The following is a 26325-nucleotide window of genomic DNA, read 5'->3' as shown; positions in this document are numbered from 1 at the left end:
GGCGCGGCGGGGGGGGGCGCGGGGGGGCCCCCCCTCGCCGCCCCGCCGGGGGGGGGGCGGCCCGGCCCCCCCCCCCCCCCACGGCCGGCAGGCCGAGCGCGAGGTAGGCCGGGCTCTGCTGGAAGTGCGCCAGGTCGATCTCCAGCCCGGCGCGCCGGCTGGGCGCCTCCGGGCGCAGAAGATCCTGCATCGGTACGCCCAGCGCACCCGCGATCGCCTGCAGGACGGAGAGTTTCGGCTCCCGCTTCCCGTTCTCGATCAGCGACAGCTGCGACGGAGCCCGCCCGACGGCGTCGCTGAGCTGGTCAAGCGTCATGCCCCGGGTACGGCGCAGATGCCGGAGGCGCTGCCCGAGCGTGACGAGGTCGACGGCGGTATCGGGAGAAGGCGAAGCGGTCACGTGTTTCAACCTAACAGAATTTCTGCGTTTCTTCTCCTCACAAAGCCCTTCAACGGGGCTTGTGTGACCAGTGAGAGTGAAGTTCTTCCACCCGGAAGAACGCGACAGGGCAGGAAAGGGATCTTTCAGATGACTGAGCTGACCGAAACCAGGGGCGGTACCGCTGCGGACCTCACTCGGGAATGGGCCGGCGACCCCCGTTGGACCGGCGTCAAGCGCGACTACACCGCGCAGGACGTCGTGAAGCTGCGGGGCACCCTCCAGGAGCGGCACACCCTGGCGGAGCGCGGAGCCGCCAAGCTGTGGGAGCTGCTGCACACCGAGGACTACATCAACGCGCTCGGCGCCCTCAGCGGTGGCCAGGCCACCCAGATGGTGCGCGCCGGCCTGAAGGCGATCTACCTGTCCGGCTGGCAGGTCGCGGCGGACGCGAACCTCTCCGGCCACACCTACCCGGACCAGTCGCTCTACCCGGCGAACTCGGTGCCCGCGGTGGTCCGCCGGATCAACAACGCGCTGCTGCGCGCCGACCAGATCGACACCTCGAACGGCAAGTACGAGCGTGACTGGTTCGCCCCGATCGTCGCCGACGCGGAGGCCGGCTTCGGTGGCCCGCTCAACGCGTTCGAGCTGATGAAGGGCATGATCGCGGCCGGTGCCGCGGGCGTGCACTGGGAGGACCAGCTGGCCAGCGAGAAGAAGTGCGGCCACCTGGGCGGCAAGGTTCTGATCCCGACCCAGCAGCACATCCGTACGCTCAACGCCGCCCGCCTCGCGGCCGACGTGGCCGGCGTCCCGACCCTGGTGATCGCCCGGACCGACGCCCTGGCGGCGGACCTGATCACCACCGACGTGGACGAGCGCGACAAGCCGTTCCTCACCGGCGAGCGCACCGCCGAGGGCTTCTTCCGGGTGCGTCCCGGCGAGGAGTCGGCGATCGCCCGCGGTGTGGCCTACGCCGACTACGCCGACCTGCTCTGGGTCGAGACCGGCAAGCCGGACCTGGAGTTCGCCAAGCGGTTCGCCGAGGCCGTGCACGCCAAGCACCCGGGCAAGATGCTCGCCTACAACTGCTCGCCGTCGTTCAACTGGAAGCGCAACCTGGACGACGCCGACATCGCCCGGTTCCAGAAGGAGCTCGGCGCGATGGGCTACAAGTTCCAGTTCGTCACCCTGGCCGGCTTCCACGCCCTCAACCACTCGATGTTCGAGCTGGCCAAGGGCTACGCCGAGACCGGCATGACGGCCTACGTGAAGCTCCAGGAGGCGGAGTTCGCGGCCGAGGCCGACGGCTACACCGCCACCAAGCACCAGGCGGAGGTCGGCACCGGCTACTTCGACGCGGTCTCCACCGCGCTGAACCCGGAGAGCTCCACCACCGCCCTGTCGGGTTCCACCGAGGCCGAGCAGTTCTAAGGGAAGACGGGTAGGACGAAAAATGGGCGCCGAAGAGATCACCATCACCGGTACGACCGCCGGCCGTTACTCCGAGATCCTGACTCCCGAGGCCGTCGAGTTCATCGTGGCGCTTGACCGCGAGTTCGGCGCCCGCCGGGTGCAGCTGCTGGAGCGCCGCCGGCGCCGCCGGGCCACCCGTACCACCGACCTGGACTTCCTCACCTCCACCCAGCACATCCGGGACGACCTGTCCTGGCAGGTCGCCCCGGCCGCCCCGGACCTCACCGACCGGCGGGTGGAGATCACCGGTCCGCCGGAGCGCAAGATGACCATCAACGCGCTCAACTCCGGCGCGAAGGTCTGGATGGCCGACTTCGAGGACGCCACGTCGCCCACCTGGGACAACGTGATCGTCGGCCAGATCAACCTGAAGGACGCGCTGGACGGCACGCTGGACTGGACCGCCCCCGACGGCCGGCGCTACGAGGTCGGCGACCAGGTCCCGACCATCATGGTCCGGCCGCGGGGATGGCACCTGCCGGAGTGTCACCTGCGGATCGGCGGCCGGGCGGTCTCCGCCTCGCTGTTCGACTTCGGCCTGTACCTGTTCCACTGCGGGCAGAAGCAGATCGACCGGGGCAGCGGACCGTACTTCTACCTGCCGAAGCTGGAGTCGCACCTGGAGGCCCGCCTCTGGAACGACGTCTTCGTCTACGCGCAGGAGTACCTCGGCATCCCGCGCGGCACCATCCGGGCCACCGTCCTGATCGAGACGATCAACGCGGCCTTCGAGATGGAGGAGATCCTGTACGAGCTGCGGGAGCACTCGGCCGGGCTCAACGCGGGACGCTGGGACTACCTGTTCAGCATGATCAAGAACCGGCCGGACGTGGTTCTGCCGGAGCGGTCCCAGGTCACGATGACCGCGCCGTTCATGCGGGCGTACACCGAACTGCTGGTCAAGACCTGCCACAAGCGCGGCGCCCACGCGATCGGCGGCATGGCCGCCGTCGTGCCCAGCCGCGACCCGGTCGCCGCGAAGCGGGCGCTCAACCAGGTCCGTCAGGACAAGCGGCGCGAGGTCGGCGACGGCTTCGACGGCTCCTGGGTGGCGCACCCGGGCCTGGTCGAGACCTGCCGTGAGGTGTTCGACCAGTGGCTCGGTGACGAGCCGCACCAGATCGTGCGCAAGCGCGACGACGTGCGGGTCACCGCGTCCGACCTGCTGGGCATCAAGTCCGCCGACGTCTCGGTCAGCGAGGTGGCGCTGCGCAACAACTGCAGCGTGGCGCTGCGCTACATCGCCGCCTGGCTCGGCGGGCGGGGCGCGGTCGCGCTCGGCGGGCTGATGGAGGACGCGGCCACCGCCGAGATCTGCCGCGCGCAGCTCTGGCAGTGGATCTCCTCGGGTACGCCGACCGACTACGGCGTGCCGGTGACCGCCACCCTGGTCACCCGGATGCTTCGCGAGGAGCTCGACGTGCTCAGCGAGACCGGTGCGCTGGACGAGGAAGCGGCCCGCTGCTTCGGCCAGGCGCGGACCCTGCTCGTGGTCCTGCTCACTGAGCGGACCTGCCCGGAGTTCCTGACCCTGCCGGCTTACCTCCGGCACCTGGCCGGCGGGTGCACGGCTCCGGTCACCGATCAGGCTACTGTCGCGGCCTGATCCGGTGCGGCGAGGCGGGGTGGCTCGGGCCACCCCGCCTCTTCGCGTGTTCAGCTCCGGGACTGCCAGGTGCACAGACACACCCGGTTTCCCTCGGGGTCGGCGAGCACCCAGAAGCTGGGCGCCTCGGCGTCGCTGACCAGCGTGCCGCCGGCTTCGATCGCGGCATCGATCCGGGGCTGCACCTCGGACGGATCGACCCACAGGTCGGGGTGCCAGCGCTGGCGCGGTTCCTCGTCGCCGGACTCCTGGAACCAGAGGACCGGCAGCGTCCCGGCGGGGTCGGCCACCTCGCCGCTCTTCGCCTCGCCGCCCAGCACCGCCGCCCAGAACGGCATGATCCGGGCCTGGTCCGGGCTGTCGAGCGCCAGCTCCAGCCGGGTCAGCCCGGCGGCGTCCGCGGTGACGCCCGCCTCGGCGGCCAGCTCGCTGATCGTCGCCGCGAGCCGCAGATCCCGCCCGGTCACCGCGCCCACGTCATGGCTGACCAGGGAGACGTCGACGTACGTGTACCGCAGGTCCAGGTCGGGGTGATGGTCCGCCGCCTCGGCCGCCGCGCCGATCGCGTTCACCAGTGCCAGCCCGGTCGCGAAGTCCCCGGTCGGTAGCCGCGTCCGCAGGGCACCCAGCAGATAGCTCCACCCCCGCGGCGCCCGCTCGGCGATCTCTTGTCCAGTCAGCTGCGTCATGGCTCACATGCTCTCGCACCACGGCCCCGGTTCCAGCGGAGAGGTAACTCCTTTACTCCTATCTATCCTATGGATATTGTCGGCCTACCTCGATCCACTGGAGATGACGTGACCAACCGTGGGACCACCCGGCGCGGCGTTTTCGGCGCTCTCGCCGGAGCCGCCGCCGCGACCGCCCTCACCGCCGAACCGGCCGGTGCCGCCGGCAGCGACGAGCGGCCGTTCCAGGCCAGGCCGGGCTCCTCGAAGCGCCCGAACATCCTGTTCATCCTCGCCGACGACCTGGGCTGGGCGGACCTGAGCAGCTACGGCTCGCCGGACATCGAGACGCCCCACCTGGACCGGCTGGCCAAGGGCGGCGTGCGCTTCACCGACGGCTACTCCTCCGGCGCCGTCTGCTCACCCACCCGGGTCGCCTTCTACACCGGCCGCTACCCGGGCCGCACCGCCGGTGGCCTGCCCGAGCCGATCGGCAGCGTGAACGAGCGGGACGGCATCCCGGCCTCGCACCCGACGCTCGCCTCGCTGCTGAAGGCGGCCGGCTACGCCACCGCCCTGTTCGGCAAGTGGCACGGCGGGTTCCTGCCGAACTTCAGCCCGCTGCGGGTCGGCTGGGACGAGTTCTTCGGCAACTACTCCGGTGGCGTCGACTACTACTCGAAGTACAGCCACATGGGCGAGTACGACCTGTACGAGGGCGAGACCCCGGTGGAGAACGACGGCCGGTACTACACCGACGTCATCGCCGACCGGGCCGAGTCGTTCGTGCGGCGCAAGCACTCCGCGCCCTGGCTGCTCAACCTCAACTTCACCAGTCCGCACTGGCCGTGGGAGGCGCCCGGGGACCGGGCCGTCAGCGAGGAGATCACCGCGCGGATCAAGGCCGGCGACTCGCAGGCCATCTTCCACCGCGACGGCGGGTCCCTTCAGACGTACCGGAAGATGGTGGAGAACCTGGACCGGCGCATCGGCCAGGTGCTCACCGCGCTGCGCGAGACCGGCCAGGAGCGCGACACCCTGGTGATCTTCCAGAGCGACAACGGCGGCGAGCGGTTCTCGTACAACTGGCCGCTGTCCGGCAACAAGGCGAGCCTCAACGAGGGTGGCATCCGGGTGCCGACGATCCTGCGGTGGCCGGCCCGCGTCCGTGGCGGCCAGGTCAGCCACGTCCCGGTGGTCACCCACGACTGGACGGCGACGCTGCTCGAGATCGCCGGGGCGAAGCCGCACCCGGAGTACCCGTTGGACGGTGCCAGCCTGGCCGGCTACCTGCTGCGCGGGGCGGAGGCGCCGGAGCGGGACCTGTTCTGGCGTACCCGGGCGAACCGCGCGCTGCGCCGCGGCAAGTGGAAGTACCTGCGGCTCAGCGCGACCGGCGGGGACGCCCTGTACGACATCGAGAACGACCCGCGCGAGCAGGCCAACCTCGCCGCCAAGCACCCGCAGCTCGTCGCCGAGCTGCGGGCCCGCTGGGAGGAGATCGACGCACCGCAGCTGCGCTACTGAGTCGCCAGCCGGGGCCGGGCGCCGTTGATCCGGCGCTCGGCACGGCGTGGGAAGCTCCGGTCCAGCAGCGCACGCGACATGACGATCACGCAGGTCACGCCGTTGATGAAGGCGGCGACCACGTCGCTCGGGTGGTGCATGCCCCGGTACATCCGGGCCAGCGCCACCCCGATCGGCACCAGGACGAGTGCCCAGCACAGCGCCTTGACCCAGGTGTGCCGGGCCATGCCGGCGAGCAGCACCGCCAGTCCGATGTAGAGCGCGACGGCCGCCGAGGTGTGCCCGGACGGGAAGCTGGAGGTCGGCGGCGACTCGTCCAGGCGCTGCACGGCGGGGCGGGGCCGGTCGATGGCCACCGTGGTGAAGTAGAAGACCAGCGCCTGCGCGGTCACCGCGAGGCACAGGAACAGCGGCTCCCGCCAGGAACGCAGCACCAGCCACAGGATCAGCGCGACCGTGGCGGTCACCGCGATGATCCAGGGCGTGTTCGCCACCCCGCTGACGACGTACGAGACGTCGGTCATCCCCTCGGTCCGTCCCCCGGCGAGTTCCCGGTTCACACCGTCCTCGATGGTCAACGGCCACAGGTGGGCAGCGGCTCGGGTCAGCAGCACGCCAAGGCCGATCATGAACAGCAGCAGCGCGGCGATCGGCAGAACCATTCGCTTCAATGTGGTTGCCACGGGCGCTTCACTACCCAGGCACGCTCTCCCGGACACGTCGCGGTCTCACCCGGTACACGAACGCCCAGGCGGTGAGCGCGGCCAGGGCGACACCGAAGAGCAGACCGGCCACCACGTCGCTGGCCCAGTGCACGCCCAGCGCGACCCGGGTGAACGCGGTGACCAGCGGGATGACCAGCGCGGCGAACCAGAGGCCCGCGCGGGCGAGCAGGCGGTCGCGCACCAGCGGCAGCAGCACCATCAGGAAGACCGCCGCGCCGAGCGCGTTGGTGAGGGCGTGGCCGGACGGGAACGCGTATCCGGCGGCTTGCGCCACCGGATCGAGCAGGTCCGGGCGATGCCGCCCGAAGAGCAGTTTCAGGAGTACGCCGAGCAGCGCACCCGCGGCCATGGTGGCACCCACCCAGATGGCCAGGGGCCGGGCGTGCCGCCGCCACAGCCAGACCATCAGCAGCGCCGCGGCGATCCGCCAGGTGGTCGGGTGGAAGATCAGGCTCCACCACGCCATCGCGTCCGCCCAGCCCGGGTGGCCGACGGCGACCTCGTGCATCCGGTCGGTGACCCGGCGGTCGAAGTCGTGCAGCGGCTGGTAGCTGCCCGCGACCAGGGCGGCGATCAGGACGAACGGGACCAGCAGGATCGGTGCCGCCGCAGCCACCGCGGTGGTGCGTACCTCGAGGGTGAATTCCTGGTCGGGCCGCATCGCGGCCTATTACCCCACATCCAGCCTGCGAAGCGCCTGTGCGGGTGTGCACTTACCAAGCCGGTTACCGGCGAGTAGATTCGGCCCGTGACCGCCACCACAGCAACCTCCTCCGGCAGCACCCACGAGGTGTTCAACCAGCCGCCGCCGCTGGCCGGCCACGATGTCGCCGCCGACGCCGCACTGCTCGAGGCGGCCGAGCGTGAGGGCGCCGGCTGGGCGGTCGCCGACCTGCACCGGCTGGGCCGGCTGGCCGGCGGCGAGCAGGCCCAGCGGTGGGGCGACGAGGCCAATCGGTACGAGCCACGCCTGCTGACCCACGACCGGTACGGCCACCGCCTCGACGAGGTGGAGTTCCACCCGTCCTGGCACCGGCTGATGGACGTGGCCGTCGCCGAAGGGCTGGCCGGCGCCGCCTGGGCCGACCCGCGCCCCGGCGCGCACGTGGCCCGCGCCGCCGGCTTCCACGTGTGGTCGCAGGTCGAGGCCGGCCACGCCTGCCCGATCTCGATGACCTACGCGGTGGTGCCGGCGCTGCGGCAGAGCCCGGAGCTGGCCGCCGTCTACGAGCCGCTGCTGACCAGCCGGGTGTACGACCCCGGCCTGCGTACCCCCGGGCAGAAGCGGGGACTGCTCGCCGGCATGGGCATGACCGAGAAGCAGGGCGGCTCGGACGTTCGCGCCAACACCACCACCGCCGCCCCGGCCGGCGACGGCACCTGGACGCTGCGCGGGCACAAGTGGTTCACCAGCGCCCCGATGTGCGACCTGTTCCTGGTCCTGGCCCAGGCACCGGGCGGTCTCTCCTGCTTCCTGGTCCCCCGGGTGCTGCCGGACGGCACCCGCAACGTGTTCCGCATCCAGCGGCTCAAGGACAAGCTCGGCAACCGCAGCAACGCCAGCAGTGAGCCGGAGTTCGACGGCACGGTCGCCTGGCTGGTCGGGGCCGAGGGCCAGGGCGTACGCACGATCATCGAGATGGTCGCGATGACCCGCCTGGACTGCGTGATCGGCTCGGCCTCGGGGATGCGGGCCGCGCTGACCCAGGCGATCCACCACGCGCGGCACCGCGCCGCGTTCGGCGGGCCGCTGGTGGAGAAGGCGGCGATGCGCAACGTGCTCGCCGATCTGGCCCTCGAGTCGGAGGCGGCGACCGCCCTGGCCATCCGGCTGGCCGGCGCGGTCGACCGGAACGAGCCGTTGCGGCGGCTGGCCATCCCGGTCGGCAAGTTCTGGGTCTGCAAGCGCCAGCCGGCCGTGGTCGGCGAGGCCCTGGAGTGCCTGGGCGGCAACGGCTACGTCGAGGACTCCGGCCTGCCCCGGCTCTACCGGGACGCGCCGCTCAACTCGATCTGGGAGGGCTCCGGCAACGTGCAGGCGCTCGACGTGCTGCGGGCGATGCGCCGCGCGCCGGAGAGCGTGGAGGCGTTCCTCGCCGAGGCCGGCGCGGCCGCCGGCGCCGACCGGCACCTCGACGCGGCCGTCGCCGACCTGCGCGAGCGGCTCGCCGACACCAGCGACCCGGAGGCCCGGGCCCGGCGGGTGGTGGAACGGATGGCCCTGGTTCTGCAAGGTTCGCTGCTGGTACGCCACGCGCCGGCCGCGGTCGCCGACGCGTTCTGCGCCAGCCGGCTCGGCGGCGACTGGGGGCAGACCTTCGGCACGCTGTCGCCGTCCGCGGACCTCGCCGCGATCGTGGAGCGGGCGGCGGCACCCGAGTAGCAACTCGCTCGCTCTCAACCAGGACCCGCCGCGGTCGATGGCAACACGTGCGAATCGGGCGGTTCCCTCTCTGGGCAATCTGGTCGGCCGTGGCGATACCCGCCGCGACCGCCTATTCGCTGTTGCCGGACGGCTCCCTGGCCGAGAGGTTCTACTACAACACCATCGGCGTGGCGGCGGTCGTGGCGATGGTCGCCGGGATCCGCCGGAACCGGCCGGAACACGGCACCGCCTGGTGGGTGCTCGCGGCCGGGCTGGCGATCTTCATCTCCGGTGACATCTGCTACGACGTGACCGAGCACCGGCTCGGCGAGTACCCGTACCCGTCGTGGGCTGACCTGTTGTACCTGTGCGCGTACCCGGTGCTGTTCGCAGGCCTGGCCCTGCTGGGCCGCGGCAACGGCGGCCCGGACCGGACCGGGCTGATCGACGCGGCGGTGATCTCCACCGGGATCGGCCTGGTCTACTGGGTCTTCGTCGTCGGCCCGACGCTCCAGGAGGCGGGCACCCCGCTGCTGGAGCGGATCGCCACGATCGGGTACCCGGTCGCCGACGTGATGCTGACGGCCGCGGTCGCGCGAATGCTGACCCGAGCGGAGAACCGCACCCCGAGCCTGCGGCTGCTGGCGGTCGGAGCCTCGTTCATGCTGGTCTGCGACATCTTCTACACGGTGTTGTCCAGCGCCGGGGACTGGGAAGGCGGCATCTTCGACGCCGGCTTCCTGCTGGCGTACGTCTGCTGGGGCGCGGCCGCGCTGCACCCGTCGATGCGGCGGCGACCGGACACCGGCATCGCCGCGCACCGGGTCGGCGCCCGCCGGCTGGCCATGCTGGCCGCGGCGACCCTGCTCGCCCCGGCACTGCTGATCTGGCAGGGCACGGCCGGCGACGGCATCGCCTGGGCCGCGATCGGCGCCGGGGCGGTCGCCCTCTTCCTGCTGGTGGTGGCCCGGATGTGGGGCCTGGTCAACCAGGTTCAGGTGCAGGCGCTCCGGCTGCGTGACCTGGCCATGCGCGACGAGCTGACCGGCCTGGCCAACCGGCGCCGCTTCGTGCGGCGGCTGGCCGACGCCGTCGCGGCCGGTTCACCGCAGGTGCTGTTGCTGGACCTGGACGGCTTCAAGGCGGTCAACGACCGGTTCGGGCACGCCGCCGGCGACGAGCTGCTGATCGGCATCGCCCAGCGGCTCGCCGCGGAGATACCGTCCGGGGCGCTCGTGGCACGGATGGGCGGGGACGAGTTCGCCATCCTGCTCCCGCCCGAGTGCACCGCCGCCGCCTGCGACGATCTAGCCGCGCGACTGCACGCAGCGGTACACCGGCCGGTCCGGGCCGGCGGCCACGACGTGCTGGTCAGCACCAGCATCGGCATCGCCGACGACACCGACACCGACGACCCGGGCGAGGTGCTGCGCCGCGCCGACGTGGCGATGTACGCGGCGAAGGCCGGCGGCCGCCGTCGCCGGTACTCCCCCGAGCTCGACGACCAGGCCGGCGAGGAGGCCCGGCTCGGCGCGGAGATGCGGGCCGGCCTCGACCGGGGCGAGTTCCACCTGGTCTACCAGCCGATCGTGGAGCTACCGCACGGCCGGGTCGCGTCGGTGGAGAGCCTGATCCGCTGGCGGCACCCGGTACGCGGACACGTCGGCCCGGACCGGTTCATCCCGGTCGCCGAGCGGAACGGCCTGATCGTCGAACTCGGCGAGTGGATCCTGCGGACCGCGTGCGCGCAGTACATGACGTGGCTGCGCGACGGGGTGGCCCCGGACCGGATCGGCGTCAACGTCTCCGCCCGCCAGCTCGCCGAGCCCGGCTTCGTCGACCTGGTCGCGGCGGTGCTGGCCGAGACCGGGATGGACCCGGGCCACCTGATCGTCGAGGTGACCGAGACCGCCGTGTTCGGCGGCGGCGCCGCGGTACGCACGGTGCACGACCTCACCGCGCTCGGCGTGGACATCGCGCTGGACGACTTCGGCACCGGCCACTCGTCACTCGGCCTGCTCCAGACGCTGCCGGTGAGCATCCTCAAGGTGGACAAGTCGTTCGTCGACAACGTGACCATGGCCGGCCGGCACGCCGTCATCGCGACCTCGCTGATCCAGGTGGCGCACGGCCTCGGCCTGGTCGCGGTCGCCGAGGGAGTGGAGACCGCCGAACAGGCCGCCGAGCTGTACCGGCTCGGGTACCGGCGGGCGCAGGGCTACCACTTCGGCCGCCCGGCCGAGGCGCCCGCTAACGCAGGTTACGGACGGCATCGAGCAGTTCCTGCTGCGTGATCGGCTCGGCCTTGCCGGTACGCGCCTCCTGCATCGCCTTGGCCAGCTGGACCCGGCGCAGCACCTCCTTGATGTCGGCGCCGGTCATCCCGGTGCTGGCCACGCCGAGGGCGGCCGGGTCCAGGTCGTCGGCGAACATCCGGAAGCCCGGGTTCTCGTGCGCCGCGATCAGGCCGCGGATCATCTTGCGGAAGATCTCCGCCCGGCTCACCTCGTCCGGTTTCGGCACGCTGATCTTGACGTCGAACCGGCCGGACCGGATCAGTGACTCGTCCACCCGGTGCGGGAAGTTCGTGGTCGCCACCACGATGACGTTCGGGTTCGCCTCGATCAGATCGTTCATCTCCTGCTTGAAGATGCCGGCCACGGCGTTCAGCGCCTGGCTCGCCGCGTCACCGCCGGCGCCCGCGTAGCTGACGATCGAGTCGAACTCGTCGAAGAGCATCAGCGTCGGCACCCGGTAGCGGCGGGCGTCCCGGAAGATCTGCTTGATGTTGCGCTCCGAGCCACCGAGCCATTTGTCCAGGATCTCCGGGGTGCGGATCTCCCGGAAGTCGGCGCCGATCTCGTTGGCCAGGGCCCGGGACAGCATCGTCTTGCCGGTACCGGGTGGCCCGTACATCAGCAGGCCCTGCGGCCGGCGCGCGCCCCAGCGCGCCATCGCCTCCGGATGCCGGAACGAGATCGCGATCTGGCGCAGTTCGGCGACCACGTCGGCGAGTCCGCCGACCATGTCCAGGGTGACCGTCTGGGTGGTCACCGGCACCTTCGGCAGCGCCTCCCGGCTGATCACATAGCGGCGGCCGCGCAGCGCGTCCGGCTCGGTCAGCTCGATCACCGCCTGCAGGGTCAGCGTGATGAAGGCGCGCAGGTGGTCCGGGCCGACCTCGTCGCGCGGCATCCGGGCCTCCAGCCGGGCGACGGTGCCGTCCTCCTCGTAGGTCACGGTGGCCTGCAGGCCCACGGCGGCGTCGGCGAGCACACCGGGTTCGCGCCCGGCCGCCGGGCCGGCCGGCCGATCAAGACCCAGTTTCCGGTACGCCGCCGCGGCGGCCGTGCCGACACCGTCCACGATCCGGGTGGCCACCGGGTCCCCCGCCGCGATCCGCTTCGCCAGCAGCACGCCGAGCGGGTCCTGCCCGAGCACCAGCTTGCGGATCCGCTCGGTGGACATCGGCTCGGCCCGGGCGCTGATCAGGGCGGTGAAGACGTGCACCGGGCCGGCCGGGTCGTCCGCGCCGGAGACCGTCAGGTCCACCCGCTGCACCGGTGCCGGCCAGGTCGCGCGGCGCAGCAACTCGACCGGGTTGACCCGCGCCGCCGCGAGCAGCGTGGTCACGTCCACCATTTCGATGGTTGCTCCGGCGTACTCGAAGATCTCGCTGCGCGGCCGTGCGAAGCTCGCCTCGGACATGCTCTCCTCCGCCCCTACTGCCAGTTGAGGACATACCAAGAGTGACACGGCGGCACCGCTCCGCTTTCGGCCTTGATCCAGGTCGGTTAATCTCACCCCGCTGACCACCCTCGATGCCACAGTCGTCATACAGAGGAGATCCGTTGCGCAAACTGGCCATCCCCGTCATCGCGACCCTGCTCGTCACGCTCGCCGCACAACCGGCGGACGCGGGCGGGTACGGCGACAGCAGCAAGCGGCTCCGCGAGGCGGTGACCGTGACCGGCGTGACCGAGCACCTGCGCGCGTTCCAGAAGATCGCCGACCGGAACGGCGGCACCCGGGCCTCCGGCCTGCCCGGGTACGACGCGAGCGCCGCCTACGTCACGAGCGTGCTCCGCAAGGCGGGCTACCGGGTCACCGAGCAGAAGTTCACCTTCCCGTTCTACCGGGAGCTCGCGCCCGCCCAGCTGTCCCAGGTCTCCCCGGCCAGCGTGGTGTACGAGACCCACACCTTCGACTACTCCGGCACCGGTGACGTGACCGGGCGGGTCGTCCCGGCGCTGAACAACGTGCTCCCTCCCACCGCGGAGCCGAGCTCGGCCGCCGGCTGCGCGCCCGCCGACTTCACCCCGGCCTCGGCGACCGAACCCCAGGTCGCGCTGGTCCAGCGCGGCGGCTGCGACTTCGCGGTGAAGGCGCAGAACGCGCAGGCCGCCGGCTACGACGCGGTGATCATCTTCAACGAGGGCCAGCCGGGCCGCCAGGAGCTGCTCACCGGCACCCTGGGCGGTCCGGTCACAGTCCCGGTGGTCGGCCTGAGCTTCGCCGACGGCAGCGCGCTCGACGCGGCCGCCGACGCCGGTGCGGTGACGGTCCGGGTGCGTACCAGCACCGAGAACCGGGCGGGCGCCTCGACCAGCAACATCATCGCGGACAGCCGGGGCGGCGACCCGGACCGGGTGCTCGTGGTCGGCGCCCACCTCGACTCGGTCTCGGTCGGTCCGGGCATCAACGACAACGGCAGCGGCTCGGCCACCATCCTGGAGATCGCCGAGCAGATCGCGAAGCTGAAGATCAAGCCGCGGCAGCAGCTGCGGTTCGCGTTCTGGGGTGCCGAGGAGTCCGGCCTGCTCGGCTCGGAGCACTACGTGGCCCAGCTCAGCGAGGCGCAGCGGGAGACCATCTTCGCCAACCTGAACTTCGACATGGTCGGCTCGCCGAACTACGTGCGGTTCGTCTACGACGGGGACGGATCGGACACCGGCACCGCCGGACCGGCCGGCTCCGGCGAGATCGAGAAGGTGTTCACCGACTACTTCACCGCTCAGAGCCTGGCCAGCGACCCGAGCCCGTTCAACGGCCGCTCCGACTACGGGCCGTTCATCGCGGTCGGGATCCCGGCCGGCGGCCTGTTCAGCGGTGCCGAGGGCGTCAAGACCGCCGAGCAGGCGACCGAGTACGGCGGCACCGCCGGTCAGCCGTACGACCCGTGTTACCACCTGGCCTGCGACGACATCACCAACCTGAACAAGCGGGCGCTGAGTGAGCTCGGCGACGCCGCGGCGCACGGGGTGTACACGCTGGCCCGTACCAAGGACTCGTTCCCGGCCCCGGCACCCACCGTGGCCGCGGCCAAGCTCGCCGCTCAGGGCGGGCACGAGGCTCGTTGATCGATATCCGGGGGCGCCTCTCCGGCGCCCCCGGATGACCCCCCTCAGTGGACAGACGCGCTGGCCAGCGGCACCGCCCCGCAGAGTCGATCTTCTCCGGTCGATGACTTGTCGCGGTCAGTGATGGCACTATTACCGGATGCAAATCTTGTTCGCTCACAGCACCATCGGCGAGCCGGTGGCGACAGTGCACCGGGACGACGGGGTGGTGCTCCAGATACCCGGCACCGACCGGGCGCACCGGGTTCCGCACGAGCTCGCCTGCTTCGCCACCGAGCGGTGCCTGGGGATGTCCGGCGGGGTCTTCGGATCGATCGCGGCCGGCGGTGTGTTCCCGAACATGCGGCTGCTCAGCGGTAAGCCACGCTACGACGCCGCGGACCGCAGCAAGCGCCTGCTGGATGCCAACAAACGCACCCTCGGGCTGGCCGAACTGATCGCCGACGTGGTGCACCGCGCGGTCGAGGAGGGCGACACCACCAAGGTGCCGGTCCTCGCGCGCGACGCCTGGGCGGTGCTCGACTCCGGCGCGTTCCCGTGGACCGACGAGCAGGTCAACGAGGCGGTGCGGGACCTGCTCGACCTGGCCGAGGAGTGGGACGCGCAGGGCGCGGTCCGGGTCACCTGGCCGGAGCGGCTGGTCGCCGACGTGCCCGCGCCGAAGAACACCAAGCGCGGCCGGCGCCGGGCCGAGCGGCGGCACTGACACCCGCCGGCACACCGCGGCGTCACGAGGGCAGTCGCTGCTCCAGCACCTGGCCCGGCCACGGATCGGCCGGCTGCGCCATGGTGAACCGCTGGGTACGGGTGAACCCCTGACCCTCGTAGTACCGGACGAGCGCCTGGTCGTCGCCCGCGTAACAGTCCACCCGGAGCAAGCCGGCACCGGCCTGCGCGGCGACCGTCCGGGCATGCTCGAGCAGCCGGGCGCCGATGCCCTGCCCGTTGTGGTCGCGATCGGTCACGAGCAGCACGATGTACAGCTCGGGTTCGGCCGCGCGGGCCACGTACGCCGGTGGGTCGCCGAAGCCCAGCGCGCCCACCACCCGCTCGCCACGCACCGCGACGTGCAGGCCGCCGTCGGCGGCGATCCGGGCCACCAGAGCGGTCAGGCGCGGGTTGCCGGACAGCGGCTCGGTGCCCCACTGACCAGGCCGGCCACGTGCGGTCAGCCACCGCACGGCGCTGTCCAGCAACGCCAGCACGGCGGGGACGTCGGCCTGCCGGCCCGGGCGGATGTCTGTCCACTCTGCACTGTCGCGCATGCGGACATTCTGCCCGTCCCACCCGGAAGCCACTCCTTCGGGATTGGTCCTCGCGGCGGGTGCCGCACCCGGGAGAGGGTGGCGAGGTGGTCACCCTCTCGTCGATTCTCGCCGTCTCCGCCGTCGCCCTGGGCATGGTCCTCACCCCCGGGCCGAACATGATGTACCTGGTCTCGCGCAGCATCACCCAGGGCCCGCGCGCCGGGATCGTCTCGCTCGCCGGGGTGGCGCTCGGCTTCCTCGTCTACCTCACCGCCACCAACCTGGGGCTCTCCGTCCTGTTCGTCGCGGTGCCCGAGCTCTACACGGCGATCAAGCTGGCCGGCGCCGGCTACCTGGCGTGGCTGGCGTTCAAGACGCTGCGCCCGGGCGGCGCCTCGATCTTCGAGCCGCAGCCCCTGGAGGCCGACTCGGCGGGCCGGCTGTTCACGATGGGCCTGGTGACCAACCTGCTCAACCCCAAGGCGGCAGTGATGTACCTGTCGCTGATCCCGCAGTTCGTCGAGCCGGCGGCCGGGCACGTGATGGCGCAGGGCTTCCTGCTGGGCGGGGTGCAGCTGCTGGTCAGCATGGCGGCGAACCTGGCGATCGTGCTCGCGGCCGGGACCATCGCCGTGTTCCTGGCCCGGCGGCCCGGCTGGCTGCGGGTGCAGCGTTACCTGATGGGCACGATGCTCGGGGTGATCGCGGTCAAACTGGCGACCGATCGGGCGCGCCCCGTGGCCGTCTGAGAGCCACCACCGCCCCCAGAACCACCTGCCCGACCGGGACCGCCAGCACCGCCACCAGCATCAGGCCCTGAGGGCGCAGTCCCAGGTGGAGCACCGTCATGATCCCGCTGAGCGCCAGCAGGCTCACCCAGGCGGCCCGGTCGCCCGGCCGGCGCCACAGCTTCATCCCGCACGGCACGCAGACCAGGGCGAGCACGGCGAGCCCGGCGAGGACCGCCGGCGCGTGCCCGGAGTGGCCGCCGGCCAGGGCCAGGTGGACCGCGATCGCGCCCGCGCTGAGCGCCGCCGCGATCCGGGCCGGGACAGCTGGGCGGGGTTCCACGATCGTGGAGTCTGCCACGATCATCGGCGGACGCTGATATCAGTCGAGACTGAGATCTGAGTCACATTGAGCAACTGAAGCCACCCGGTCCGACACTCTTAACAGAGGAACACGCAACGCCGGCGGTCTTGTCCCCAGCAAACCGGCCGGCGTCGAAGGGTCCCGCCATCGCTCCCCTCCGCCAAGGGGACGACGGCGGGGCCCTTCTCGTCGTTACCAACGATCACTTTCGATCACTCACCGCGCATGCGAAAGTGCGGAGAGAAAATGTCGTCGGCTGGTTCCCTGCCGTATGCCTCTCCTCCATCAAGCACTTTCATGATCCACCAGCGCGCACCGCGATTGCGGTGCCGCAGAAGGAGGAACAAACAGTGCGCACCCTGTCCCGTTCGGCCGCCGCCACCCTGGCGGCCGCGACCATGGTCCTCGGCACCGCCGCCTGCTCCCCGCCGGAGAAGGAGTCGGAGTCGGCCTCGAGCAGCGCGGCCACCGCCACCAGCGCGGCCGACCTGGGTGGCCTGGACGCCCTGATCGCCGAGGCGAAGAAGGAGGGCCAGCTCAACGTCATCGCCCTGCCGCCGAACTGGGCGAACTACGGCGAGATCATCAAGGCCTTCGGCGCCAAGTACGGCCTCAAGGTCAACTCGGCCCAGCCGGACGGCTCCAGCCAGGACGAGATCAACGCGGCGACCCAGCTCAAGGGCCAGGACACCGCACCCGACGTGTTCGACCTGGGCGGCGCCGTGGCGACCGCCAACGTCGCGATGTTCGCGCCCTACAAGGTGGCGACGTTCGACGAGATCCCGGCCGGGCTGAAGAACGCGGACGGCGCCTGGGTCAACGACTACGGCGGCTACATGTCGATCGGCTACGACAGCTCCAAGGTGCCGGCGCCGACCAGCGTGGACGACCTGCTGAAGCCGGAATACAAGGGCAAGGTCGCGCTCAACGGCGACCCGACCCAGGCCGGCGCGGCCTTCGGCGGTGTGCAGATGGTGTCGGTCGCCAAGGGCGGCTCGCCCGAGGACGTCAAGCCCGGTGTCGACTTCTTCGGCCAGCTCAAGAAGGCCGGCAACTTCCTGCCGGTCGACCCGACCCCGGCCACCATCGCGTCCGGACAGACCCCGGTCGTCTTCGACTGGGACTATCTGAACACCGCCGGCGCCACCAAGGTGACCACCTGGAAGACGTTCGTCCCGTCGAACGCGGTGCTCGGCTCCTACTACGTGCAGGCGATCAACAAGGACGCCCCGCACCCGGCCGCCGCGCGGCTGTGGCAGGAGTTCCTCTACTCCGACGAGGGCCAGAACCTGTGGCTCAAGGGCGGCGCCCGACCGGTCCGGGCCGACGCCATGCAGAAGGCCGGCACGATCGACGCGACCGCGTTCGGCGCGCTGCCGAAGGTGGAGGGCACGCCGGTCATCCCGACCGAGGCGCAGAACACCAAGGCGAAGGAGTACCTCGCCGCGAACTGGGCCAAGGCCGTTGGCTGAGATCGCCACGGCCGCCCCGCAGCGCGTGGCCCGGCGGCCACGCCTGCGGGGTGCCTCGGCACTGCTCGGGACGGTGCCGTTCTTCGCCTACGTGACGATCTTCCTGGTCATCCCGACGCTGGTCGTGGTGATCGGGGCGTTCGCCGCCGACGCCGGCGGGTTCACCCTGGCCAACGTCCGGTCCCTGGGCGACGAGTACATCGTCGCGGCCTTCGGCCGCTCCATCACGCTCTCCGCGGCCAGCGCGCTGATCGGCGCCGTCTTCGGCGCATTGCTGGCGTACGCGCTGGTCACGGCGAAAACCGGCGGCCTGCTGCGGCGTGTGGTCACCGCGGCGTGCGGGGTGCTCGCCCAGTTCGGCGGGGTGACGCTCGCCTTCGCGTTCCTGGCGACGATCGGCCTCTCCGGTTTCCTGACCCTCTGGCTGACCGAGCACGGCTTCGATCCGTACGCGAACGGCGTCTGGCTCTTCGAACTCCCCGGCCTGACACTCGTCTACACGTACTTCCAGATCCCGCTCATGGTGATCGTGTTCCTGCCCGCGCTGGACGGGATCCGGCCACAGTGGCGCGAGGCGACCGAGAGCCTGGGCGGGACGACCTGGCAGTACTGGACCCGGGTGGCCGGGCCACTGCTCGCACCGGCGTTCCTCGGCGCGACGCTGCTGCTGTTCGCCAACGCGTTCTCCGCGTACGCCACCGCAGCCGCCCTGGTCAGCCAGGGCAGCCCGATCGTGCCGCTGCAGATCCGCGGTGCCCTGACCAGCGAGGTGGTGCTCGGCCAAGCCAACCTCGGCAAGGCCATGGCGCTGGGCATGGTGATCGTGGTCGCCGTCGTGATGACGCTCTACTCGCTGTTGCAGAAGAGGACCGCCCGATGGCTGGGTTAGTCGTACGCCGGGCCCGCCGGCAACGGGCCTTCCGCTGGGCCGTGCTGGTGGTGCTCGGGACGTTCTTCGTGTTCCCGCTGATCGCGATGATCGAGTTCAGCACGCGGGACAGCCAGACGTGGCCGCTGCTGGCCGACTGGCCACGGCTCAGCGAGACCTACCCCGACCTCGCGGCCGGTATCGTCGCCTCGCTCGGCCAGGCGGCGCTCACCTCGCTGCTCATGCTGGTGCTGCTGGTGCCGACCGCGATCTGGGTACGCCTGCGCCTGCCCCGGCTGCGCCGGATCGTCGAGTTCCTCTGCCTGCTCCCGCTCACCATCCCGGCGATCGTGCTGGTGGTCGGGCTGGCCCCGGTGTACGCCTGGGTCAACTACTTCCTCGGCGGCTCGTCTCTGACGCTCGTGTTCGCGTACACGATCCTGGTCCTGCCCTACGCCTACCGGGCGATCGACGCCGGGCTCTCCTCGATCGACGTGCGGACCCTGGCCGAGGCGGCCCGCAGCCTCGGCGCGAGCTGGACCACGGTGATCTGGCGGGTGGTCCTGCCGAACATCCGCTCGGCGGTGCTCTCCGCGGCCTTCCTCACCGTTGCCCTGGTGCTCGGCGAGTTCACCATCGCGTCGCTGCTGCACCGCACCAACCTTCAGGTCGCCATCGACTACCTGGGCAAGAGCAGCGCCACCATGTCGGTGGCCGTCTCGCTCGCCGCCCTGCTGCTGGCGTTCGCCCTGCTTCTGCTGCTTTCCCTGTTCGGCAACCGCTCTGCGAGGGAGTCCCGATGACCGGTGTAGGTGTTCACCTCGACGGGCTGCGCCGCACGTTCGGCCAGACGCACGCCCTCGACGACCTGGACCTGTCGATCGAGCCGGGCGAGCTGATCGCCCTGCTCGGGCCGTCCGGCTGCGGCAAGACCACCGCCCTGCGGATCCTCGCCGGGCTCGACGACGCGGACGCCGGCCGGGTCCTGGTGGGCGGGACGGACGTGACCGGACTGCCGGCCAACCGGCGGAACATGGGGATGGTGTTCCAGGCGTACAGCCTCTTCCCGCATCTGGACGCCCAGCGCAACGTCGAGTTCGGCCTGCGCCTGCGCGGCCGCCGCGACGCCTCCCGGCGGGCCCGCGACATGCTCGATCTGGTCGGCCTGGCCGGCTTCGCCGGCCGGTTCCCGCACCAGCTCTCCGGCGGGCAGCAGCAGCGCGTCGCGCTGGCCCGCGCGCTCGCCATCGAACCGCGGGTGCTGCTGCTGGACGAGCCGCTGTCCGCGCTGGACGCCAAGGTACGGGTGCAGCTGCGCGACGAGATCCGCCGGATTCAGACGTCGGTCGGAACGACGACGCTGTTCGTCACGCACGACCAGGAGGAGGCTCTCGCGGTCGCGGACCGGGTCGGTGTGATGCGGGCCGGCCGGTTGGAGCAGCTGGCCGCGCCGGCCGAGGTGTACCTGCGGCCGGCGACCGCGTTCGTGGCCGACTTCGTGGGGCTCAGCAACCGGCTGCCCGGCACTGTGGACGGTGACACGATCGACGTGCTCGGCACCCGGCTGCCGCTGGTGACCGCGCACGCCGGCGGAGCGGCGACCGCACTGGTACGTCCCGAGTCGGTCGACGTGACGCCCGACGAGACCGGTTCGGCCCGGGTGCTGACCAGCAGCTTCCTCGGCCCGACCAGCCGGGTCACGGTCACCGTCGGGGAACAGCTGGTGGTCGCGCAGGTGCCCAGCGGGCGGCTTCCCGATCTGACGCCCGGCACCCCGGTCCGGGTCACCCTGCATCCGGTGCCGGTCGCGCTGGATTGAGCGTCCCGGCCCGCGTTTTCCCGGCGGGCGCGCTTGGGGCCGGGACGGCGCTGGCGGCTCGCGCGGGCGTGGCGGGACGGTCACGGTCCGGCGGGACGGCCGGTCACGCGTACCTCTGCGTTTTACAGGTTTCTATCCGCGGGTTAGAGTCGGTGCCCAACTGGGAGCGCTCCCAGCGCGGATTACCCCGGCGCCGCCCCACCCGGCGCTCCGCGCCCATCCCCCTGAGGTGATCATGAAACGCAGAGCGAAGACCATCCTAGCCGCGGCCCTCGCCGTGGCCGCCACCTCGTTCGCGGCCTTCGTCGCGCTGCCGGCCAACGCGGAGACCGCGACGGTGACCGTCGCGAACTCGTGGAGCAGCGGATACCAGGCTCAGGTGACGGTCAGCAACGAGTCGTCGACGGCGCTCAGCACCTGGCGGGTCGAGCTGGTCATGCCGGCCGGTACGACCGTCGGCCAGGCGTGGAACACGACGATGAGCGTGTCCGGGAGCACCTACACGTTCACGCCGGCCGGCTGGAACGCGACGATTCCGGGGAACTCCGCGGCCAGCTTCGGCTTCATCGCGAACGGCACCGGGCGGCCGACGAGCTGCCTGGTGAACGGCAAGGCGTGCACCGGCACGGTGACGCCGACGAGTTCGCCGACCCGGTCGCCGCACGTCCCGCCGTCACCGTCGGTCTCGCCCTCGGTCTCGCCGTCGGCGTCGGTCTCGCCGTCTTCGCCCACCGGCAGCACGCCGGTGGCGATCAACGGGCAGCTCCGGGTCTGCGGCAATTTCCTCTGCAACCAGTACGGCAAGCCGATCCAGCTGCGCGGCATGAGCACGCACGGCCTGCAGTGGTTCGCCGACTGCTACAACGGCACCTCGCTCGACGCCCTCGCCAAGGACTGGAACGCCGACCTCTTCCGGATCGCGATGTACGTCCAGGAAGGCGGCTACGAGACCAACCCGGGCGGCTTCACCTCGCAGGTCAACAACCTGGTCGACCTGGCCGAGGCGCGCGGCATGTACGCGATGATCGACTTCCACATCCTGAACCCGGGCGACCCGGCGTTCAACCTGGAGCGGGCCAAGACCTTCTTCGCCCAGGTGTCGGCCCGCAACGCCGCCAAGAAGAACGTCATCTACGAGATCGCCAACGAGCCGAACGGCGTGAGCTGGGCGCAGATCAAGAACTACGCCGAGCAGGTCATCCCGGTGATCCGGGCGAACGACCCGGACGCCGTCGTGATCGTCGGCACCCGCGGCTGGTCGTCGCTGGGCGTCTCCGAGGGCTCGACCTCGGCGGAGATCATCAGCAACCCGGTGAACGCCTCCAACATCATGTACACGTTCCACTTCTACGCGGCGTCGCACAAGGACAACTACCGCGCCGAGGTGGAGCGGGCGGCCGCCTCGCTGCCGCTGTTCGTGACCGAGTTCGGCACGGTGACCTACACCGGTGACGGCGCGGTCGACACGGCCAGCTCGAACGCCTGGCTCGATCTGCTGGACCGCCTGAAGATCGGCTACGCGAACTGGACGTTCTCCGACGCGGGTGAGGGCAGCGGAGCGCTCAAGCCGGGCACCTGCAGCGGCAGCACCTACGCGGGCACCGGTGTGCTGACCGAGTCCGGCAACCTGATGCGGTCGCGGATCCGCACGGCGGACAACTTCCCCACCGCCTGACGTTCGGGGTCGCTCCCGCCAGAGCGGTCCCGAACGGCGGCCCGTACCCACGATCCGGGTCGCCACCGGCGCCGGGCTCGCCTTCGGGCGGGCCCGGCGCTCCTTGTTTAGCCTTGCACTTATATAAGCTGTTCCTGATAAGGTGAGCCCGTGCACGCGTTCGACGTCCTCGGTGATCCGGTCCGGCGCCGGATCCTGGAGCTGCTCGCCACCGGCGAGCAGACCTCCGGCGCCGTGACCGCCACCATCCGGGCGGAGTTCGGCATCACCCAGCCGGCCGTGTCCCAGCACCTCAAGGTGCTGCGCGACAACGGCTTCGCCACGGTCCGCCCGGACGGCGCCCGCCGGCTCTACGCGGTCGACGACACCGCGCTGCGCGAGGTGGACGAGTGGCTGGCGCCGTTCCGGCGCTTCTGGACGCCGCACCTCGCCGCGATGACCACCGAGGTGGCCCGGGGCAAGCGCCTGCGGCGGCTCGCCGCACCCACCCAGACATCAGGAGCCAGCGATGATTGACACGAAAGAGCAGATCAGTGACGTACGCCGGACGCTCGGCACCCGGGTGCTCGATGCCGGAGAGGCGCGGGTCCTGACGATCAGCCAGGCGTACGACACGGATCTCGACGATCTGTGGGACGTGGTCACCGACGCGGAGCGGATCGCGCGCTGGTTCCTGCCGGTCTCCGGCGAGCTGCGCGAGGGCGGTAAGTATCAGCTCGAGGGGAACGCCGGCGGCACCATCACCAGCTGCGAGCGTCCCCGGGCGTACGACGCGACGTGGGAGTTCGCCGGTCAGGTCAGCTGGATCGAGGTCCGGCTGATCGAGGAGGGCCCGAGCCGGACCCGGTTCGAGCTGAGCCACATCATGCACGTCGACGACCACTGGACCCGGTTCGGCCCGGGCGCCACGGGCGTCGGCTGGGACTCCGGCCTGCTCGGCCTCGCCATGCACCTGAGCGCACCGGACGCACCGCGGGACAACGACGCGATCACGGCCTGGACGGCCTCCGAGGACGGCACGACGTTCATGCGGCTGAGCAGCGAGCGGTGGGCCGAGGCCGACATCGCGGCCGGCGAGGACCCGGCGGTGGCCCGCGCCCGGGCCGCCGCGACGTTCGCCGCCTACACCGGTTCCTGAGCTACCGGTCCGGCGGCCGTCAGTCCTCGCGTGCCGCCAGCGCCGGGCCCCGCCGGCGGGCGCGCAACCGGCCGCGCACGTCCTCGGCGCGCAGCCGGGCCGGGCCGAGCCGGTCGCGCACGGCGAGCCAGGTGCGGGTGGCCCGGACCCGGGGGCCGCGGTGGCCCGCGGTGGAGAGCTGGTAGCCGAAGCGGGTGAGCCGGTCGCCGAAGATCGCCTCGCAGCGGCTGATCTCGTCCGGCGTCAGGCGCCGCCGCCAGCTCGCCACCCGCTCGTCGGTCACGTCCGAGCGGGTCAGGGCGTGCCAGGTCTTGTACTCCGGCACGGCCACCGGCGCGAGTTCGGCCGGGCGCGCCATCGCGGTGTCGAACTCCTCGCCCAGGAAGCGGCAGATCTCCCGCAGGTGCGTACCGGGGTCGGTCACCAGGTCCTCATAGCGGACCTGGTGGTAGACGTCGGACGGGTAACGCCGCGCGGCCCGTAGCGAGGCATCGGCGGAGCGCGCCCAGTAGTCGATCATCGTGTCCAGGTCGGCCGGGGCCCAGGGCGTCTCGCGCAGCGAGGCCACGCAGTCCCGGCCGTCCCGCATGATGTTGATGATCTGAGCGTCCGGGAAGAGCCGCCGGATGACCGGGAGATTGCGCAGGTAGGCCGGGCGCTTGTCGCCCCAGCGTGGCTTGCCGAAGCGGTCCGCGTACAGCTTGAAGACCGTGCCGAGGGCGGAGCCGAGCGTCGGCGGCGCCGCGACGATCGCCTCCACCGTGGTATCGGGGTCGAGGCCGAGGTCGCCGAACTGCGGGGTGCTCACGATGAACCGGGCCAGGGCGCGGCGCCGCTCCGGCTCGGCGAGGTCGCCGAACTCGTACCGGCGAGAATACGCGGGAAGCAGGAACCGGTTCTCCGGCGGCAGCGCGATGCGGGGGTGGGCGTGCAGCATGAGCTGGAGCATCGTCGTGCCGGAGCGGGGGCAACCGACGACGAAGATCGGGCGGTCACTGGACATGGTTCGACACCGTAAAATAGTGTTTGTCCGTTTTGCAAAAGGCCTGTCACGCTTGAGTGGTGACATACTCCGGTTTCATGACCGGACCTGAGTTGTTGAGTCACTGTCTCGCGAAGCCCGGTGCCTGGCAAGACGAGCCGTGGGAGGGCGACGTCGTGGCCAAGGTGGGCAGCAAGATCTTCGCGTTCATCGGCACCGGCGAGAGTGTCGGCGTCAAGTGCGGGCGGAACCGGGACGAGGCCGACGAATGGCTGAAACGCTATCCCGGTGACGCCACGGCGAGCTCGTACATCGGGCGCTACGGCTGGAACTCGCTACGTCTGAACGGCGCCATCCCGGACGAGGAGATCCTTGAAGCGGTCGACGTCTCGTACGACGCCGTGGTGGCCGCTCTACCCAAGAAGGAACGTCCCTGACCTGGTAATTCTCATCTCTGGCTTGCACTCGCCTGTCGAGAGTGCTAATACGAAATCGGAGGCAGAACAAGCCAGGGAGGAGATGGCCATGCTCATGCGCACCGACCCGTTCCGCGACATCGACCGTCTCGCCGAAACCTTCTTCGGCACCGCCGGACGGCCCGCGGTCATGCACGTCGACGCCGAGCGCGACGGTGACTGGTTCCACGTCTACTTCGACCTGCCCGGTGTCGACCCCGACACCATCGACCTGACCGTGGAGCGCAACGTGCTCTCGGTGCGGGCCGAGCGCCGGCGTGCCCAGCGTGAGGGCGTCGAGCAGGTGATCAACGAGCGGCCGATGGGCACGTTCACCCGGCAGCTCTTCCTCGGTGACACGCTGGACACCGAGAAGCTCGAGGCGGCGTACGACAACGGGGTGCTGACGCTGCGCATCCCGATCTCGGACCGGGCCAAGCCGCGCCGGATCAGCATCGCCGCGAGCGGCAACGGCCCCAAGCAGATCGCCGGCTGACCGCACCCTTCCACGGCACCGGCCCGGGGTTCCCGGAATCTCGGGACCGGTGTCCGTGGAAACCGGGACACCGGGCGGGAGACCTTCTACGGCGTCGGGCACACGGCCCGCGTACACCGAAGAAGGAGTCCCCATGACCAACCACCCGGACCTCGCCGTGGCCGCCGCGCCCACGCCGGTCGCCGCGCCCGGACGCGGCTGGGCGGTCGCCGGCGTGCTCGCCGGCGCCGCCGGTTTCGTCGGCCTGGTGCTCGAGTCCGGCCTCGCGATGTTCGACCGCGAGGAGGTGTACGCCGACGCGGCGCTGATGTACGCCGAGACCTACGACCGCGGCCTGATCATCGCGGTGTTCCTGCCGCTGATGGTCTTCGCCGGGCTGGCCGCCGCGGTCTTCGGCGCCGGGCTGCGCCGCTGGCTGGCCGCCCAGTCCCCGGCCGGGAGCCTGCTGCCGGAGCTGGCCGGCTGGGGCACCCTGCTGGTCACCGCGCTCACCCTGGTCGGATCGGGCCCGGTGACCGAGGTGTACTTCCAGGTACTGCACACCTACAACCCGGCCGACCCGGACATCGCCATGAGCCTGCAGCGCCTGCTGGACACGCTGCCCTGGGTGTGGACCGGCCTGCTGCTGACCACCGGCGCGGTGACCTGGGCGGCCCTGCGGCACGGCGCGGCGCCCCGCTGGCTCGGCTGGGTGAGCGCGGTCTTCACGCTGCTGATGGTCGCGGTCAACGTGTTCCCGCAGCAGTACCTCACCGGTTACCTCGGCGGGATCTGGCTGGTCATCGCCGGAACGGCTTTCGCGCTGCGCCGCTCGGCCTAGTGTCGATCAGACGACTGGTGATCCCGGCCTGAGCTGCCATTATGGCCGCGTGCCAGCGACCAGCAACAACCGCGCGGCGGCGACCACGGTCGCCGCCGCCGGTCGGCGCACCGCCCGGGTCGCGGGGGGCAAGCTGCCCGGCTCGGGGGACG

General features: G+C 71.2%; 25 protein-coding genes and 1 pseudogene. 18 read left to right on the top strand and 8 right to left on the bottom strand.

What is annotated here, in order from left to right; all coding sequences use genetic code 11:
* Nucleotides 1–226: 226 nt before the first annotated feature.
* Nucleotides 227–316, bottom strand: a pseudogene (locus I4J89_RS49450) (helix-turn-helix domain-containing protein); the annotation flags it as partial.
* A 213-nt stretch (nt 317–529) separates the two neighbouring features.
* Here I4J89_RS49450 and aceA point away from each other — a divergent pair.
* The gene (gene aceA, locus I4J89_RS11730) at nt 530–1816 is read left to right on the top strand and encodes an isocitrate lyase (RefSeq protein ID WP_196413945.1); all 1287 of its coding nucleotides are present in this window, start codon (nt 530–532) and stop codon (nt 1814–1816) included.
* Nucleotides 1817–1838: 22 nt separating this feature from the next.
* Nucleotides 1839–3464 (top strand): malate synthase A, encoded by a 1626-nt coding sequence (aceB, locus tag I4J89_RS11725; protein WP_196413944.1) that lies wholly within the window; start codon nt 1839–1841, stop codon nt 3462–3464.
* Nucleotides 3465–3514: 50 nt separating this feature from the next.
* Here the strand turns inward: aceB and I4J89_RS11720 are convergent, their stop codons facing one another.
* Nucleotides 3515–4153, bottom strand: a complete 639-nt coding sequence (locus I4J89_RS11720) for a 4a-hydroxytetrahydrobiopterin dehydratase (protein WP_196413943.1) — start codon at nt 4151–4153, stop codon at nt 3515–3517.
* A 108-nt stretch (nt 4154–4261) separates the two neighbouring features.
* Between I4J89_RS11720 and I4J89_RS11715 the strand changes: the two genes are divergently transcribed.
* Nucleotides 4262–5659, top strand: a complete 1398-nt coding sequence (locus tag I4J89_RS11715; protein WP_309238271.1) for a sulfatase-like hydrolase/transferase — start codon at nt 4262–4264, stop codon at nt 5657–5659.
* Here the strand turns inward: I4J89_RS11715 and I4J89_RS11710 are convergent.
* Complete coding sequence (locus I4J89_RS11710; protein WP_196413941.1) at nt 5653–6321, bottom strand: phosphatase PAP2 family protein; 669 nt, start codon at nt 6319–6321, stop codon at nt 5653–5655. The two genes, I4J89_RS11715 and I4J89_RS11710, sit on opposite strands and share 7 nt — an antisense overlap.
* A 31-nt stretch (nt 6322–6352) precedes the next feature.
* On the bottom strand, nt 6353–7045 hold the full coding sequence (locus tag I4J89_RS11705) for a phosphatase PAP2 family protein (RefSeq protein WP_196413940.1): 693 nt from the start codon (nt 7043–7045) through the stop codon (nt 6353–6355).
* Between the two features lie 87 nt (nt 7046–7132).
* Between I4J89_RS11705 and I4J89_RS11700 the strand changes: the two genes are divergently transcribed.
* The gene (locus I4J89_RS11700; RefSeq protein ID WP_309238270.1) at nt 7133–8767 is read left to right on the top strand and encodes an acyl-CoA dehydrogenase family protein; all 1635 of its coding nucleotides are present in this window, start codon (nt 7133–7135) and stop codon (nt 8765–8767) included.
* Between the two features lie 89 nt (nt 8768–8856).
* Nucleotides 8857–11043, top strand: coding sequence for a putative bifunctional diguanylate cyclase/phosphodiesterase (locus I4J89_RS11695; protein WP_309238269.1), 2187 nt, complete (start codon nt 8857–8859; stop codon nt 11041–11043).
* On the opposite strand, the gene I4J89_RS11690 is transcribed toward I4J89_RS11695, so the two are convergent.
* On the bottom strand, nt 11000–12457 hold the full coding sequence (locus I4J89_RS11690; RefSeq protein ID WP_196413939.1) for an ATP-binding protein: 1458 nt from the start codon (nt 12455–12457) through the stop codon (nt 11000–11002). The two genes, I4J89_RS11695 and I4J89_RS11690, sit on opposite strands and share 44 nt — an antisense overlap.
* 143 nt (nt 12458–12600) lie before the next feature.
* On the opposite strand from I4J89_RS11690, the gene I4J89_RS11685 reads away from it, so the two are divergent.
* Both I4J89_RS11685 and I4J89_RS11680 read left to right on the top strand, forming a co-directional pair.
* On the top strand, nt 12601–14109 hold the full coding sequence (locus tag I4J89_RS11685) for a M28 family metallopeptidase (RefSeq protein WP_230858810.1): 1509 nt from the start codon (nt 12601–12603) through the stop codon (nt 14107–14109).
* 139 nt (nt 14110–14248) lie between these two features.
* Nucleotides 14249–14815 (top strand): hypothetical protein, encoded by a 567-nt coding sequence (locus I4J89_RS11680; RefSeq protein WP_196413937.1) that lies wholly within the window; start codon nt 14249–14251, stop codon nt 14813–14815.
* A gap of 22 nt (nt 14816–14837) precedes the next feature.
* Here I4J89_RS11680 and I4J89_RS11675 read toward each other — a convergent pair whose 3' ends face one another.
* A complete protein-coding gene (locus I4J89_RS11675; RefSeq protein WP_196413936.1) occupies nt 14838–15374 on the bottom strand; it encodes a GNAT family N-acetyltransferase in 537 nt (178 codons plus the stop codon).
* 86 nt (nt 15375–15460) lie between these two features.
* On the opposite strand from I4J89_RS11675, the gene I4J89_RS11670 reads away from it, so the two are divergent.
* On the top strand, nt 15461–16105 hold the full coding sequence (locus tag I4J89_RS11670) for a LysE family translocator (protein WP_196413935.1): 645 nt from the start codon (nt 15461–15463) through the stop codon (nt 16103–16105).
* On the opposite strand, the gene I4J89_RS11665 is transcribed toward I4J89_RS11670, so the two are convergent.
* Nucleotides 16065–16451 (bottom strand): hypothetical protein, encoded by a 387-nt coding sequence (locus I4J89_RS11665; protein WP_196413934.1) that lies wholly within the window; start codon nt 16449–16451, stop codon nt 16065–16067. The genes I4J89_RS11670 and I4J89_RS11665 overlap by 41 nt on opposite strands.
* Before the next feature lie 347 nt (nt 16452–16798).
* Here I4J89_RS11665 and I4J89_RS11660 point away from each other — a divergent pair, with 347 nt between their 5' ends.
* The 7 genes from I4J89_RS11660 to I4J89_RS11630 all read left to right on the top strand — a co-directional run bounded on the left by I4J89_RS11660 (nt 16799) and on the right by I4J89_RS11630 (nt 23420).
* Complete coding sequence (locus I4J89_RS11660) at nt 16799–17920, top strand: ABC transporter substrate-binding protein (RefSeq protein ID WP_309238268.1); 1122 nt, start codon at nt 16799–16801, stop codon at nt 17918–17920.
* Nucleotides 17913–18809, top strand: coding sequence for an ABC transporter permease (locus tag I4J89_RS11655; RefSeq protein WP_230858809.1), 897 nt, complete (start codon nt 17913–17915; stop codon nt 18807–18809). The genes I4J89_RS11660 and I4J89_RS11655 overlap by 8 nt, the downstream gene beginning before the upstream one ends.
* On the top strand, nt 18797–19591 hold the full coding sequence (locus tag I4J89_RS11650) for an ABC transporter permease (RefSeq protein WP_196413933.1): 795 nt from the start codon (nt 18797–18799) through the stop codon (nt 19589–19591). Before I4J89_RS11655 ends, I4J89_RS11650 begins: the two co-directional genes overlap by 13 nt.
* Nucleotides 19588–20607 (top strand): ABC transporter ATP-binding protein, encoded by a 1020-nt coding sequence (locus I4J89_RS11645; RefSeq protein ID WP_196413932.1) that lies wholly within the window; start codon nt 19588–19590, stop codon nt 20605–20607. Before I4J89_RS11650 ends, I4J89_RS11645 begins: the two co-directional genes overlap by 4 nt.
* Nucleotides 20608–20842: 235 nt before the next feature.
* Nucleotides 20843–22282: a cellulase family glycosylhydrolase gene (locus I4J89_RS11640; protein ID WP_196413931.1), complete on the top strand. Its 1440-nt coding sequence runs from the start codon at nt 20843–20845 to the stop codon at nt 22280–22282.
* 150 nt (nt 22283–22432) lie between these two features.
* Nucleotides 22433–22798 carry an ArsR/SmtB family transcription factor gene (locus I4J89_RS11635; protein ID WP_196413930.1) on the top strand — a complete coding sequence of 122 codons (366 nt, stop codon included), beginning with the start codon at nt 22433–22435 and terminating at the stop codon, nt 22796–22798.
* The gene (locus I4J89_RS11630) at nt 22791–23420 is read left to right on the top strand and encodes an SRPBCC family protein (RefSeq protein ID WP_196413929.1); all 630 of its coding nucleotides are present in this window, start codon (nt 22791–22793) and stop codon (nt 23418–23420) included. The genes I4J89_RS11635 and I4J89_RS11630 overlap by 8 nt, the downstream gene beginning before the upstream one ends.
* A gap of 19 nt (nt 23421–23439) precedes the next feature.
* Here I4J89_RS11630 and I4J89_RS11625 read toward each other — a convergent pair whose 3' ends face one another.
* Complete coding sequence (locus tag I4J89_RS11625; RefSeq protein ID WP_196413928.1) at nt 23440–24423, bottom strand: sulfotransferase family protein; 984 nt, start codon at nt 24421–24423, stop codon at nt 23440–23442.
* A 77-nt stretch (nt 24424–24500) separates the two neighbouring features.
* On the opposite strand from I4J89_RS11625, the gene I4J89_RS11620 reads away from it, so the two are divergent.
* The 3 genes from I4J89_RS11620 (at nt 24501) to I4J89_RS11610 (ending at nt 26173) form a co-directional block, all read left to right on the top strand.
* Nucleotides 24501–24839, top strand: a complete 339-nt coding sequence (locus I4J89_RS11620) for an MmcQ/YjbR family DNA-binding protein (protein WP_196413927.1) — start codon at nt 24501–24503, stop codon at nt 24837–24839.
* An 88-nt stretch (nt 24840–24927) separates the two neighbouring features.
* The gene (locus tag I4J89_RS11615) at nt 24928–25353 is read left to right on the top strand and encodes an Hsp20/alpha crystallin family protein (RefSeq protein WP_196413926.1); all 426 of its coding nucleotides are present in this window, start codon (nt 24928–24930) and stop codon (nt 25351–25353) included.
* A 133-nt stretch (nt 25354–25486) separates the two neighbouring features.
* Nucleotides 25487–26173, top strand: a complete 687-nt coding sequence (locus I4J89_RS11610) for a hypothetical protein (RefSeq protein ID WP_196413925.1) — start codon at nt 25487–25489, stop codon at nt 26171–26173.
* Nucleotides 26174–26325 lie beyond the last annotated feature (152 nt).

Origin of the sequence: Actinoplanes aureus (genome assembly GCF_015704865.1) — a bacterium.
Classification (GTDB): Bacteria; Actinomycetota; Actinomycetes; order Mycobacteriales; family Micromonosporaceae; genus Actinoplanes; species Actinoplanes aureus.
The sequence above is the reverse complement of the archived record's forward strand: the minus strand, read 5'-3'. Positions and strand labels throughout refer to the sequence as shown.